The organism is Pararhizobium sp. DWP1-1-3, assembly GCF_049896125.1.
GTDB lineage: Bacteria > Pseudomonadota > Alphaproteobacteria > Rhizobiales > Rhizobiaceae > Pararhizobium.
On the sequence record NZ_JAFCTR010000010.1, the window covers coordinates 164920 to 176887 of the forward strand.

The 11968-nt window shown below is 61.4% G+C and carries 11 protein-coding genes; 6 read left to right on the forward strand and 5 right to left on the reverse strand.

The window, feature by feature from the left end; all coding sequences use genetic code 11:
• Positions 1-55: 55 nt before the first annotated feature.
• The 3 genes from ACP7BS_RS20095 to ACP7BS_RS20105 all read right to left on the reverse strand — a co-directional run bounded on the left by ACP7BS_RS20095 (position 56) and on the right by ACP7BS_RS20105 (position 3617).
• A complete protein-coding gene (locus tag ACP7BS_RS20095; RefSeq protein WP_426239525.1) occupies positions 56-1423 on the reverse strand; it encodes an FAD-binding oxidoreductase in 1368 nt (455 codons plus the stop codon).
• A 16-nt stretch (positions 1424-1439) separates the two neighbouring features.
• Positions 1440-2612 carry an alpha-hydroxy acid oxidase gene (locus ACP7BS_RS20100; RefSeq protein WP_426239526.1) on the reverse strand — a complete coding sequence of 391 codons (1173 nt, stop codon included), beginning with the start codon at positions 2610-2612 and terminating at the stop codon, positions 1440-1442.
• Positions 2613-2768: 156 nt separating this feature from the next.
• The gene (locus ACP7BS_RS20105) at positions 2769-3617 is read right to left on the reverse strand and encodes a CPBP family intramembrane glutamic endopeptidase (RefSeq protein ID WP_426239527.1); all 849 of its coding nucleotides are present in this window, start codon (positions 3615-3617) and stop codon (positions 2769-2771) included.
• Positions 3618-3690: 73 nt separating this feature from the next.
• Between ACP7BS_RS20105 and ACP7BS_RS20110 the strand changes: the two genes are divergently transcribed.
• Positions 3691-4125 carry a copper resistance protein gene (locus ACP7BS_RS20110; RefSeq protein ID WP_426239566.1) on the forward strand — a complete coding sequence of 145 codons (435 nt, stop codon included), beginning with the start codon at positions 3691-3693 and terminating at the stop codon, positions 4123-4125.
• A gap of 118 nt (positions 4126-4243) precedes the next feature.
• Here ACP7BS_RS20110 and ACP7BS_RS20115 read toward each other — a convergent pair whose 3' ends face one another.
• Positions 4244-5161, reverse strand: a complete 918-nt coding sequence (locus ACP7BS_RS20115) for a dimethylarginine dimethylaminohydrolase family protein (RefSeq protein WP_426239528.1) — start codon at positions 5159-5161, stop codon at positions 4244-4246.
• Position 5162: 1 nt separating this feature from the next.
• Positions 5163-6749 carry an amidohydrolase gene (locus tag ACP7BS_RS20120; RefSeq protein ID WP_426239529.1) on the reverse strand — a complete coding sequence of 529 codons (1587 nt, stop codon included), beginning with the start codon at positions 6747-6749 and terminating at the stop codon, positions 5163-5165.
• Positions 6750-6907: 158 nt separating this feature from the next.
• Between ACP7BS_RS20120 and ACP7BS_RS20125 the strand changes: the two genes are divergently transcribed.
• The 5 genes from ACP7BS_RS20125 to ACP7BS_RS20145 all read left to right on the forward strand — a co-directional run bounded on the left by ACP7BS_RS20125 (position 6908) and on the right by ACP7BS_RS20145 (position 11967).
• Positions 6908-7804: a LysR substrate-binding domain-containing protein gene (locus ACP7BS_RS20125; RefSeq protein WP_426239530.1), complete on the forward strand. Its 897-nt coding sequence runs from the start codon at positions 6908-6910 to the stop codon at positions 7802-7804.
• A gap of 118 nt (positions 7805-7922) precedes the next feature.
• Positions 7923-8996, forward strand: coding sequence for an ABC transporter ATP-binding protein (locus ACP7BS_RS20130; RefSeq protein WP_426239531.1), 1074 nt, complete (start codon positions 7923-7925; stop codon positions 8994-8996).
• A 67-nt stretch (positions 8997-9063) separates the two neighbouring features.
• A complete protein-coding gene (locus ACP7BS_RS20135) occupies positions 9064-10143 on the forward strand; it encodes an ABC transporter substrate-binding protein (protein WP_426239532.1) in 1080 nt (359 codons plus the stop codon).
• 185 nt (positions 10144-10328) lie between these two features.
• A complete protein-coding gene (locus ACP7BS_RS20140) occupies positions 10329-11156 on the forward strand; it encodes an ABC transporter permease (RefSeq protein WP_426239533.1) in 828 nt (275 codons plus the stop codon).
• Between the two features lie 4 nt (positions 11157-11160).
• Positions 11161-11967 carry an ABC transporter permease gene (locus ACP7BS_RS20145; RefSeq protein WP_426239534.1) on the forward strand — a complete coding sequence of 269 codons (807 nt, stop codon included), beginning with the start codon at positions 11161-11163 and terminating at the stop codon, positions 11965-11967.
• The last annotated feature ends 1 nt before the right edge of the window (position 11968 follow it).

The following is an 11968-nucleotide window of genomic DNA, read 5'->3' on the forward strand; positions in this document are numbered from 1 at the left end:
AGTCTTTGCTGATGCCGCTCCAAGATCGAATATCGCCGAGGCTTTCTTTCGCGCGCTATCGCGGCGGAATCACCTTGCCGGGATTCATGATGCCGTTGGGGTCGAGCGCCGTCTTGATGCGGCGCATGACGCCGATCTCGGCCTCGCTGCGGGAATGGTCGAGGAAATCGCGCTTCAGGGTGCCGATACCGTGTTCGGCGGAGATCGAACCCTGGTATGTGCGGACGAGATCATAGGCGATCGCGTCGATTTCGTGCTCGCTCGGTGTCTCGGTCCAGACCGCCACATGCAGATTGCTGTCGCCGACATGGCCGAAGAACGAGACATGGGCGGCAGGAAAGCGGGCGAGCATCGCTTTCTCGCAATCGCCGGCGAAATCGTCGAGCTGACCGACCGGCAGGCTGACGTCGAGATTGATCAGGCCGGGCAGCAGATGATCCATCATATGACCTTCGCGCACCGACCAGAAGGCACGGGCTTCCTTTTCCGACTGGGCGACCAGCGCGTCGGTGACGATGCCGTCGTCGAAGGCCTGGCCGAGGAACGCCTCGAAACGGTCCTTGTCCTCATCGCTGCCATCGACATCCTGCTCGATGATCACAAAAAACGGATAGGCTTTGTCGAAGAACGTCAGGTTGAGCGCCTCGGCATTGAAGCGGAAATAGCTTTGCCACATGGCCTCGAAGGCCGACAGGCCGGAAAGCCCGCGCTGGGCGGATTTCAGCAGCGAGACGACATGCGCATAGCTTTCGATGGCGCACAGCGCCGTCAGCCGGGCGGCAGGCAGGGGACGCAGGCGCAGCACGGCGCGGGTGACGATCCCCAGCGTGCCTTCCGAGCCGATGAACAGCTGGCGCAGATCGTAGCCGGTATTGTTCTTAGTCATGCGGTTGAGCGACGACAGCACGGTACCGTCGGCAAGCACGGCCTCGACGCCGAGCACGTTGTCGCGGGTGACGCCGTGGCGGATGACGCGGATGCCGCCGGCATTGGTAGAGATATTGCCGCCGATCTGGCAGGAGCCACGGGCGCCGAGATCGATCGGCAGCAGAAAACCGGCAGTTTCCGCGACCAGCTGTGCCACTTCCAGCGGCGTGCCGGCCAGAACGGTCATGGTGCCGGCGGCCGTATCGACGTCCTCGACGCCCGACATGCGCTCCAGCGAAATCGCGATATCGCGGGCGCGCGCATTGGCGCCGCCTGCAAGACCGGTGAGGCCGCCCATCGGTACGACGGGCTGGCGGTTACGGTCGCAGATGGCCAGGGCCGCCGAGACTTGTTCCGTACTTGCGGGACGCAGCACGGCAAGCGGCAGAAACCTGCCGGTGCCGCTGGCATCACTGCGATAGCGGCCGCCAATGGCATCGCCTGTGAGCACCACGTCGGTGCCAAGGGCTTCGATCAGGTCGTCGATGACGGTCATGGTTCTGGTCTCCGCTTCAGCCCTGCCGGGCACTGAGAGGGGCGGGCGCATAGAGGAAGGCGGGCAGCTCGGCGACCGTGCGGCAGCCAAGCTGGGCCATGGCGCCGGACAGTTCGGCCTTGAGGATATCAATCAGGTGATCGCCGCCGGAAGCACCCATTGCAGCGCTGGCAAAGACGAAGGGGCGGCCGATCAGCACGAAATCGGCGCCGAGCGCCAGCAGACGGGCTACATCAAGGCCCGAGCGGATACCGCCATCGGCGGCGATTAACGCATCTGGACCCAGCGCACGGCGGATAGCCGGCAGGACGGAGACGGCGGTGGGGGCCGCATCGAGCTGGCGGCCGCCATGATTGGAGACGATCAGGCCGTCGGCACCCATGGCCAGATAAGCCTGCGCTTCCGAAACGTCGAGCACGCCCTTGATCAGCAGCCTGCCCTTCCAGGCATCGCGGATGCGGCGGACACGCTCAGCGCCGAGATGACCGGTCATGACGCGGCCGACGAATTCCGCTGACTGTTTCAGCGACGAGCCTTTGGGATAGTAAGGCGACAGGTTCTCGAAATCGGGAATGCCGTGGCGCAGCACATGGCTTGCCCAATGCGGATGGGTGGCGATCTGGAACATCGTCTTCAGATCGAGGATCGGCGGCACGGACATGCCGTTGCGGATATCGCGCTCGCGGCGGGTAGGGGCAGGGATATCGACGGTCAGCACCAGCGTCTGGTAGCCGGACCGGGCAGCACGCGCGATCATGTCGGCTTCCATGGTGGGATCGTTGGGCGGGTAGAACTGGAACCAGCCATTGTCGCCGGTGATCGGTCCGATGGTTTCCATGGCGCGGTTGGCGAAGGTGGAGAGCACATGCGGAATATTGTGGGCTTTGGCCGCCTTGGCCAGCGGCATTTCGCAGCCGGGCCACAGCAAACCGGCAAGACCGAGCGGGGCAATGCCGAACGGCGCGTCGAACCGTTTGCCCGACAGCGTGACGCTGAGATCAGGCGAGGGCACTTCCGAGAGATAACGCGGCATCAGTTCGATCGTGTCGAAGCTGTCGGCATTGCGCCGGACGCCGCTTTCCCGGCCAAGGCCGCCGATCAGATAGTCATGCACGAACCCCGGCATGCGCCGCGCGGCCGCCTTCTCCATATTGGGGATGCAGGGAAAACGTCTGTGAAGGTCTGTCATGCTTGGTCCGGATACTCCTCGATTCGGTGGGGACTTTAGCGGCTTTAAAGGGATGGCGGAAAGGCCCTGAGAGGCGCTGCTTGCAATCGTTCAAGACGGCCTCCTTCGTTCCCATGCGGCTCCATTGCATTGTGCCGGTATTCTGCAAGCCCGCATTTAGGCAGTGCCACTATTCGATGGTTCGGTGCCTGACCCGCGGAGAAGATAGAGGCCGTAGAGGGGGAGAACCGATGCCAGAATGTAGAGCTCTGTAACACTCCAAAGCTGGCCGCCGGGACTGGCATCAAGCATGAATATGCAGAAATCCCAGCCCGCGTGCAGCAGGATCACCGGATAGAGGGAGCCCGTCCTGATTCGGACGGCAATGAACAAAACACCGAGGCAAAAGGTGAAAATCGCTTGCGGGATTGCTGCGATGAAGCCCGTCGACAACCCGTTCAGCAGATGGACAAAACCGAACAGCAGGCTGGAAATCAAGACGGTTGACCGGATCGAGCAGCGCGACCGTAATGCTTTGAAAAGGATGCCGCGGAACATCAGCTCTTCGGAAATGCCGATCAGGAGAGTGTTGATAAAGATGGAGGCCGTGACACCTGGGGCAGGAACACCGAACACCATCATCACGCAGCAGAAAAACGCGATGTGGACCAGCGGTAACCACAGCACAGACAGCGATCGCATGGAGACCGGCGCATTGAGCCCGAGGTCGTTCCAGCGGCAGATGAACGAAATACCCAGGAGGAAGACGATCGCAGCAACAAAGGCTGCGTGCACGCCCTGGCCGAGCGGATCGGTGCTGGAGCCATTGAAACCGGCGCCGAGGGCGCCACCGATGATGGTGATCGCGGTCCATATCGCAAGGACAATCAGGGACAAGCCCAATCGGTTGTTTGCTATGCCCATCGGCTCACCTGTTCCTCGCATCGCTTTCCGGCGGGCTGCTAAGCAAGCTCCGGACCTGGCTCCTATCGCCAAAGTCGCCGTCGGTGGAAGAGTGCGGTGCATGTTCAGCCTCTTGTCAGGTGAAACGTTGAGAGAGGCAAGCGGCATCTGTCGCCACGTAACGAAGGACTTTCACATGGTTAGAATTCCACGCGCTATCCTGGCTACCATCGCAGCCACTGCTTTGACGTTCATGGCTTCTTCCTCCTGGGCCGACACGACGATCAAGGTTCTTGAAAGTGGCGAGGGCGGCGGCGCGATGTCTCTGAAACTTGATCCGGCAATTGCCAGCCCCGGCCCGGTTACCTTTTCCGTCCACAACGATGCCATCTCCGAAGAGCACGAAATGGTTGTGGTGAAGCTCAAATCTGCGGATCAGAAGATCCCCTTGATAAAGGCCAAGCATCGGATCGATGAAGATCAACTCAAGAGCATGGGCGAAGTCTCCGACTTGAAGCCGGGCGCCAGCGGCCAGCTGAAAGCAAACCTGAAACCTGGAACCTATCTTGTCTTCTGCAATCTCAAAGGGCACTACGAGGCCGGTATGCAGACGATGCTGACGGTGAAATAAACACCGAAAACGAAGCGCAATCTGGCAATGTTAAAGCCTCGAGTGGCATTTTCGGTCATTGCAGCCGGCATGTTCTCCCGTCGATGCGGAGACTATGCCGGCTAATCAGTTGAAGTATTTACGCTGCTTCCCTGACCAGCGCCTGCGCCATGCAATGAATGCCGCCGCCGGTTTTGGAGATTTCGCTCATGTCGATGGCGGCGACCTCAAAGCCGCGGGCGCGGAGTTTTTCGATCAAGGTTGTCGACGATGTCGGGGCAATGACCCGATCTTTTCCGAGCGACATGAAGTTGCAGCCCAGCGCCATCGTGTCCTGGAAGGGGACGTCGATGATTTCGTGGCCCTTGGCCTTCAGCCAATCGACTATGCCCGGCTCGGTGCAGGCAAGGCAGACGGCCGTCAGCTTGGGAGCGATCGGCACGACCATCAGGTCGATATGGACGTAATATTCGTCGATGAAGGCGAGGCGGGTTTCCCAGCCCTCCTTTTTGAACCAGTCCTCGACCTGGCGGGCGCCTTCCTCCTGCGTGCGGGCGCCGCCGCAGCCGATCAGCACGACGCCGTCCTCGATGACGTTGAAATCGCCGCCCTCGAAGGTCCCTGCCGTCACCATGTCGTAGATCGGGATGCCGAGCTTTTCATAGGTGCGGATGGCGGCGTAGTTTTCGCCGCGCCGCCACCAGTTGGCCATGGCGGTGATGATGGCGCCATAGGGGGTCATGACGCTTGAATCGCGCGAATAGACCTGCATCGGCAATTCCGGCGTCGGTTCGTGCCAGTGGATTTTCACGCCGAAATGCTCGTAGGCCGAAACCAGCTCCTTGTGCTGCGATTGCGCCACCTGAATATTGCAGGGAGCCTCGCGCAGGTGCTTGCGCGACAGCGAACTGGTCGACAGATGCCTGAGATGCGCCGGCGAACCGAGCAGCACGTCGGTCAAAGGATCGGTTTCGTTCTTGAAGCCCCAGCGGGTGAGCGGCGCGGTGCCGCCCTTCGGGTTGCGGCGCTGAAGCGAAAAAGGCTCGTTGAACTGCATGTCATGCCTCCTGGGTTGAGGGTTTGGGGATCCACCAGTCGCGGCCACGGGCTGTGGTCACATATTCGGGCCAGCGGAAATGGATGGGTGGTTCGTAGTCGCAAAGCGGCGGGATCCATTTGGATCCGCCAATACCGCCGCCGGTGCGCTCGATGAATTCGGTTTTGGCCGTTTTGCGAACGGTATCGTCTTGCAAAAGCCGGACAGCCGAGAGGGCAATGGTTTTTGCGGCGCAGAGCACGGTCGGGTCGATGGTGGCGGGTATGCCGCCAAGCGCATTGGAGACCCAGACGGGGTAGGTATGGCCGGATGGGGCTTTCAGCGCCGGGCGGGCGATGTAGAAACGGGCGGTCGGGGCGTGCCAGCTCATGTCGGTGTAATCGTCCGAGGTGGAATTGAGCTGCGAGGGTGCGAGATCGCGCCGCAGGATGGCTTCAACGTCTTGCGGGGCAATCAGTTTTTCCATCTCGCCGATAAACGGGTGCTCCATCGCCTCGACACCGAGATTGGCCTGGATTTCGCGGGCGGCGGTCTTTGCCGTCTCATCCCAGCGCGGCGCCCCGACGGTTTGAAGGGCGTCCCAGACGAGGTTGGCCATTGCGTGGTTGGCAAGGCCCGGGCGGGATTTCGAAACCCAGTGGCGCTCGTGGCGGCAGCCGGTCATGGCGGCGGCGGCATTGGCGTTGCGGTCGAGCACCGAGGTTACCTGCTCGGCCATGGCGATGGTCGGCACGCGGATCATGTACTGGATTTCGGCAAGGCCTGCCGGCAGGTTGTCGGCGGTTGCCTGACCTGCTGTCAGGATCGCCTCGCTGATCGACCAGCCGCCTTGATGGGTGAGCATCGAATCGCGCAGGGCCTTGGACGCCATGTACATGGTCATCAGCGCATCGTTGGCGCCGGGTGCGCGCACGGCGGAATGCGATTGCGGGATCGGCGCATCGTCGCTGCGGCCCCAGGCTTCCGGCTGGTCGCAGACGAAGCGGTAGATCATCGAATAGGCCGCACCGCAATGGGTATCCCAGCGCACCGTATTGCACATCGGCAGCATATAAAACGGGTGGAACGAGAACATGCCGTCCAGTCCGTCATAATAGCCCTTCGCCGCATGGATCGGCTTGGAGCCGCGAACCTTTTCGGCTGGTTCGCCGGTGAAGCGCAGGGTGCCCTTGATGTCATGCCGCTGCATCGCCGCCTTGGTGGCCAGCAGGCCGCCGAGCGAACCGATGCCGAGCGCCGAATGCGGGTCGGTATGGCCGCCAGCCTCGAAGCTCAGGTTTTCACGCGGCTCTCTCCGTGTCGTTGCCGCCTGGCAATTGCCGGGTACGGCGTCGTATTCTGCGTACATGCCGATGGTGGGGCCGGGACCGTTGCTCCATTCGGCGCAGAAGGCTGTCGGCATGCCGGCCGAGCCTTCCTCGACGGAAAAGCCCCGTTTGCGCAGCAGATCGACATACCAGGCGGCGGATTCATATTCGCGCCAGGCCGTTTCGCCCAACGAGAAGATCCGTGCCGTCCAGTCCGACAGGTCGGCCCGGAGGGTCTCGACATAGGTCAAAGCAGATGTCTGGGCGGCGGATATCGGCACGGGGGCTTCGTTTCGCTGGAGAGATCGGCTGAGCTGCTGCAGTCAGTTAAGCGCCGATCGGATCTTCGAAAAAGTGAAATGTTTTCCCGCCTTCGACAAATTAAGTTCGCCAATGCTCAAAATCCGGACTAGCCTTCGGTTAGATCAGGAGGGCGCCTATGCAGAGAATTCCATCGACACAGGCTTTGCGTGCGCTGGAGAGTTTTGCACGCCACGGGACGGTCTGGAAGGCCGCCGACGAGCTGAACCTGACGCGCAGCGCCATCAGCCATCAGCTGCGTCTGCTGGAGCGGGAACTCGGCTTCCAGATCTTCAATCGGGTCGGTACGCGGATCGAGCTGACCGAGCAGGGGCTGGGATATGCCGCCGATATCAGGCAGGCGCTGAACGCCATTGCCGGGTCGGCCTCGCGCCATGCCAGCCGCGGTGTCAGCGGTTCGATCACCGTCAGCTGCCCGCCGGGCTTTGCCTCCAACTGGCTGTGCAGCTATATTTCGCATTTCCGCGACGCCTATCCGGACGTGCGGATTTCCATCGTCACGCCGCGCCGGCTCGACGATATCAGCAACCCCGACGTGGACGTGTTCATCGCATTCGGGACGGGCAACTGGCCGTCGATGCAGGTAGAACTGATCATCGAGGTGGAGTTTGCGCCGCTGTGCAGCCCGGTATTGCTCAACAAGATCGGCGGACTGAACGAGCCGAGCGATATCAAGAAGATGTGCCTGCTGCACCTCACCGATTACGAGGACTGGGAGACCTGGCTGGCGCTGGCGGGGGTCGATCAGAGCTACGCTTCCACAGGCATCGTGTTCTCGGACATGAACCTGGTTTTTGCCGCCACGCTGTCGGGGCAGGGCGTCGCCGTCGGCGACCGTTTCACCTGCCGGCATGCCATGAACAGCGGCCAATTGGTGCAGCCGTTCGATATCAGCATCAATTCCAGCCGCTCTTATTATCTGGTGACATCGGAGGCGAAAGCCGACAATCAGGCCGTCGTGGCTTTCAGTTCATGGCTGCGCTCGCAGATGCTTAAAAATGACGCAGATGCCTAGCCGTCCGCCCATGGATCGGGCGGGTTTTGGCAAATTATATTTGTCCAAGCGGGGAAAAGATTTCGTTTGTCCTGTTGCTAAAACACTCCTACGATTTCGATGTTGAAAAGGAGCGTCGATGAAGAGCGGACACGAGGCGGCCGAAATCACAGCAAGCGGGATAGGCAAGGCCTATGGCGATTTCCATGCCCTGCGTGACATCTCGCTGACCATCGGCTCCGGCGAATTCCTGACGCTTCTTGGACCTTCCGGCTCCGGCAAAAGCACGTTCCTGATGATCCTGGCCGGCTTCGAGGCGCCTTCTTCGGGAACCCTTCGCAAGAACGGCGCGGACATTACCGGCATTCCCGCCGAAAAACGCGCCTTCGGCATGGTCTTTCAAGGCTACGCGCTGTTTCCGCATATGACGGTCGAGCAGAACATCGCCTTTCCGCTGCAGGTTCAGGGGCGCCCGGACAACGATATCAAGCGCAGCGTCAATACGATCATCGATCGCGTCGGGCTGCGCGGACACGAGAAGAAGCGGCCGTCCGGATTGTCCGGCGGCCAGCAGCAGCGTGTCGCCCTAGCGCGCGCCCTGGTTTTCGAGCCATCCGTGCTCCTGCTCGACGAACCGTTTTCGGCACTCGACAAGAACCTCCGCTCCTCGATGCAGGAAGAGGTCCGTCGGCTGCATCAGGAGACCGGGACCACCTTCGTGTTCGTCACCCACGACCAGTCCGAGGCCTTGGCGCTCTCGACCCGCATCGGCATCTTCAATCACGGGCAGTTGCAGCAACTGGGCACGCCGAAGGATGTCTACGAGCGGCCGGCCAACCGCTTCGTGGCGGAGTTCCTCGGCGACGTGAACTTCCTGTCGCTGTCTGCGGTGAAGGCCACGGCGGATGGGGCAGAGGGATTGTTCGAGGGGCATCCGATGCAAATCTGGGCGCCCGGCCAGGCCGTCAGCGAGCATTTCGCCATCCGGCCAGAACATATGGTGATGTTCGAGCAGGCGCCTGGCGAGGGAAACATGCTGAAGGCCGAGATTGGCGAAATCACCTATCTGGGAGCGGAAACGCGCTTTGGCCTGAAGACGCCGGGCGGCATCGATCTGGTCTTGCAAATGCCGACGCGCGAGGTGAAGAGCGCCTTCCAGCCGGGGCGGCAGGTCTGGGCCGGATGGCCCGCCAACCAGGGTTTCTTTCTGTAAGTGCTTTGCAGTGCATGACACGAGCGACGCCGATAAAGGCGCGCCGCAAAAACCAGAGGAGAACGGCATGAGCGAAATATTGGCAGATGGCGGCATGTCCCGCCGCAGATTCACCCAGCTGGCAGCGCTGTTTCTGTCGGTCAGTCCGATCGCACTTGGCGCGACGCGCGGCTGGGCGGCGGAAGGCGAACTGGTCTTCGTCAACTGGGGCGGCGATGCCGGTCCGGCTTACGACAAGGCCTATGGCGCGCCCTTCGAGGAAGAAGCCGGCATCACTGTGAAGCAGGACGGCTCCGGCCCGACGGAAGGTGCTGTCGCGGCACAGTTTTCAAGCGGCAAGCCGGCCTGGGATATCGTCGATATCGATCCCTTCTCGGCAGAAGCGCTCGGCAAGAAGGGCATGATGGAGCCGATCGACTATACGATCGTCGACAAGACGAAGATGCGCGAAGGCTTTGGCTGGGAGTTCTCCGCCTCGACCTATTTCTTCTCCTATATCATTGCCTATGACGCCTCGAAATTCGGCGACAAGGTGCCGACCGGCATGGCCGATTTCTTCGACGTGGAGAAATTCCCCGGCAAGCGCTCACTCTACAAATGGGGTGCTGGCATGTGGGAAGCGGCGCTTCTCGCCGACGGCGTCGAGCCGGCCAAACTCTATCCGCTCGACCTTGAGCGCGCCCATAAGAAAATTGCTGCCTTCAAGGACAACGTGGTCTCTTATTGGGGCGGCGGCGCCGAAAGCCAGTCGGTGCTTCTGAACGGCGAGGCCTCGATGGCGCTGATCTGGTCGACCCGCGCCGGGCTGATCGAAAAGGATTCCGGCGGTTCGATCAAGTTCGTCTGGGACCAGGGCCTGATTTCGCCCGGCGCCATGGGCGTGATCAAGGGCAATCCGGGCGGCAAGGACAATGCGATGAAGTTCATCGCTTCGGCGCAGGATCCGAAGAAGCAGATCATCATGTTCGAGATGCTTGGCCAGGGCCCGGCAAACCCGGCCGCCGATGCGCTGCTGACGCCGGAACAGGCGCGTCTGAGCCCCGTCGATCCGGCCAACATGTCCAAGCAGATCGCGCTCGACATGGCCTGGTATGAGACCAATTACGGTCCAGCGCTGGATGAGTATACGAAGATCATTTCGGCTTAGACGGCCTTCTTTCTCTTCTCCCCAGCGGGGAGAAGTGCCGAGTGAAACGAGGCGATGAGGGGGCGGCGAATTCAGATCGTGCCGCCCCCTCATCCGGCTCTGCGGGCCACCTTCTCCCCGGCGGGGAGAAGAGGGAGCCTGCCGCCTCCATCGTATTAAGCTCGCATCCAGAAAGGAGAGCCGCCATGAAATCCGACAAATTGAAACCGGCGCTCCTGCTTGGCCCCCTCGTGCTGTTTCTCGGCCTTGCCTATCTCGTGCCGTTCCTTGGCGTCATGCAATGGAGCGTCACCCTGCCGGAACCCGGGTTTTCGCAATATGGCAAGGCGGTCACCGATCCGTTGATCCAGTCGGTGTTTTTCCGCACGTTCCGCATCTGTCTGATCGTCACCGTCTGCGCGGTGACTGCGGCTTACGCGATTGCCTATGTCTGGGTGCGCGGCACGCCGGCGCAGCGGCTGGTGACGGAACTTTGCATTCTCATTCCGTTCTGGATTTCGGTACTGACCCGCGCGTTCGGCTGGGTGGCGCTTTTGTCCAATCGCGGGCTGATCAACACCTGGCTGCAAGCGGCCGGCATCATTTCCGAGCCGCTGACCATGGTGCGCAACGAGTTCGGCGTCGTGCTCGGCATGATGCATTTTCTCATTCCGTTTGCGGTGTTCCCGATCGCCTCCGCCATGCGCAGTCTTGACGAGCGCGTGTTTCTGGCGGCCCGCGGCATGGGCGCATCGCGGCTCAGAATCTTCTGGTCGATCTTCGTGCCGATGACGCTGCCGGGCATTCTCGGCGCCGGGCTGATGGTCTTCGTCTTTGCGCTCGGTTTTTTCATCACACCGGCCATTCTTGGCGGCGGCCGCAGCGTCATGATCGCCGAGCTGATCTACCTGCGCCTGTTCCAGAGCCCGGACTGGGGGCTGGGTGCTGCCATCAGCGTCATCCTCATGCTGATTGTCGGCGCGCTTTTGATCCTGATGCTGCGGCTGGTGCGGCCGAACAAGATGCTGGGTTGAGCCGATGTCGATGAAACCCACGCCGATTGCCGTTTTCCTCGCCTTTGCGGTCGCGTTGTTCCTGCTCCTGCCGCTGATTGCGGTCGTGCCGGTCTCGTTCACCCCGGCGCGCTTCCTGTCGATGCCGGCCGATGTCTGGTCGCTCAGGCATTACCAGGCGCTGCTCGACAATCCGGCCTGGCTTCAGAGCATCTGGCTCAGCCTGCGCATCGGTATCCTGAGTTCGGTGATCGCGACGCTTTTGGCGCTGATGTTCAGCCTCGGCATCTGGATGTTCCGGCCGTGGTTCGGCAGCCTGCTGTTCGGCTTCGTGCTGTTGCCGATGGTGGCGCCGCCGGTGGTCTCGGCCATCACGCTGTATTTCTTCCTGACGACGCTATCCAAGGTCAATGATGTCGTCGCCTATGATACCTGGGTGGGTGTCGCCATTGCGCATGCGGTGATGATCGCGCCGTTTGCGGTTGTCATGGTAACGGTTGCGCTTGCGCAGGTGGACCGGCGGATCGATCTGGCCGCGCGCGGTTTCGGCGCCTCCGTCAGCCAGCGAATCTTCAAGGTCATCCTGCCGAACATCAAGTTCGGCGTGTTCACCGCCTTCTTCCTCTCCTTCGTGCTCTCCTGGGAGGAGATCGGCGTGACGCTGTTCATCACCAGCGTCGATGCGGTGACCCTGCCGCGGATGATGTGGATGGGGCTGCGCGACAATATCGATCCGGCCATTGCCGCGATCTCGGTGATTCTGATCGTCATCGTCATCTCGGTCATCCTGGCGAAGACCGCTGTCACCTTCAAGTTTTCCAAGAAATCCTGAC

Bases quoted from the DNA above. Each gene is read 5' to 3' on its own strand.
- ACP7BS_RS20140 (WP_426239533.1), top strand. From the start codon at position 10,329: ATGAAATCCGACAAATTGAAACCGGCGCTCCTGCTTGGCCCCCTCGTG.
- ACP7BS_RS20135 (WP_426239532.1), top strand. From the start codon at position 9,064: ATGAGCGAAATATTGGCAGATGGCGGCATGTCCCGCCGCAGATTCACC.
- ACP7BS_RS20125 (WP_426239530.1), top strand. From the start codon at position 6,908: ATGCAGAGAATTCCATCGACACAGGCTTTGCGTGCGCTGGAGAGTTTT.
- ACP7BS_RS20130 (WP_426239531.1), top strand. From the start codon at position 7,923: ATGAAGAGCGGACACGAGGCGGCCGAAATCACAGCAAGCGGGATAGGC.
- ACP7BS_RS20110 (WP_426239566.1), top strand. From the start codon at position 3,691: ATGGTTAGAATTCCACGCGCTATCCTGGCTACCATCGCAGCCACTGCT.
- ACP7BS_RS20145 (WP_426239534.1), top strand. From the start codon at position 11,161: ATGTCGATGAAACCCACGCCGATTGCCGTTTTCCTCGCCTTTGCGGTC.
- ACP7BS_RS20115 (WP_426239528.1), bottom strand. From the start codon at position 5,161: ATGCAGTTCAACGAGCCTTTTTCGCTTCAGCGCCGCAACCCGAAGGGC.
- ACP7BS_RS20105 (WP_426239527.1), bottom strand. From the start codon at position 3,617: ATGCACCGCACTCTTCCACCGACGGCGACTTTGGCGATAGGAGCCAGG.
- ACP7BS_RS20095 (WP_426239525.1), bottom strand. From the start codon at position 1,423: ATGACCGTCATCGACGACCTGATCGAAGCCCTTGGCACCGACGTGGTG.
- ACP7BS_RS20100 (WP_426239526.1), bottom strand. From the start codon at position 2,612: ATGACAGACCTTCACAGACGTTTTCCCTGCATCCCCAATATGGAGAAG.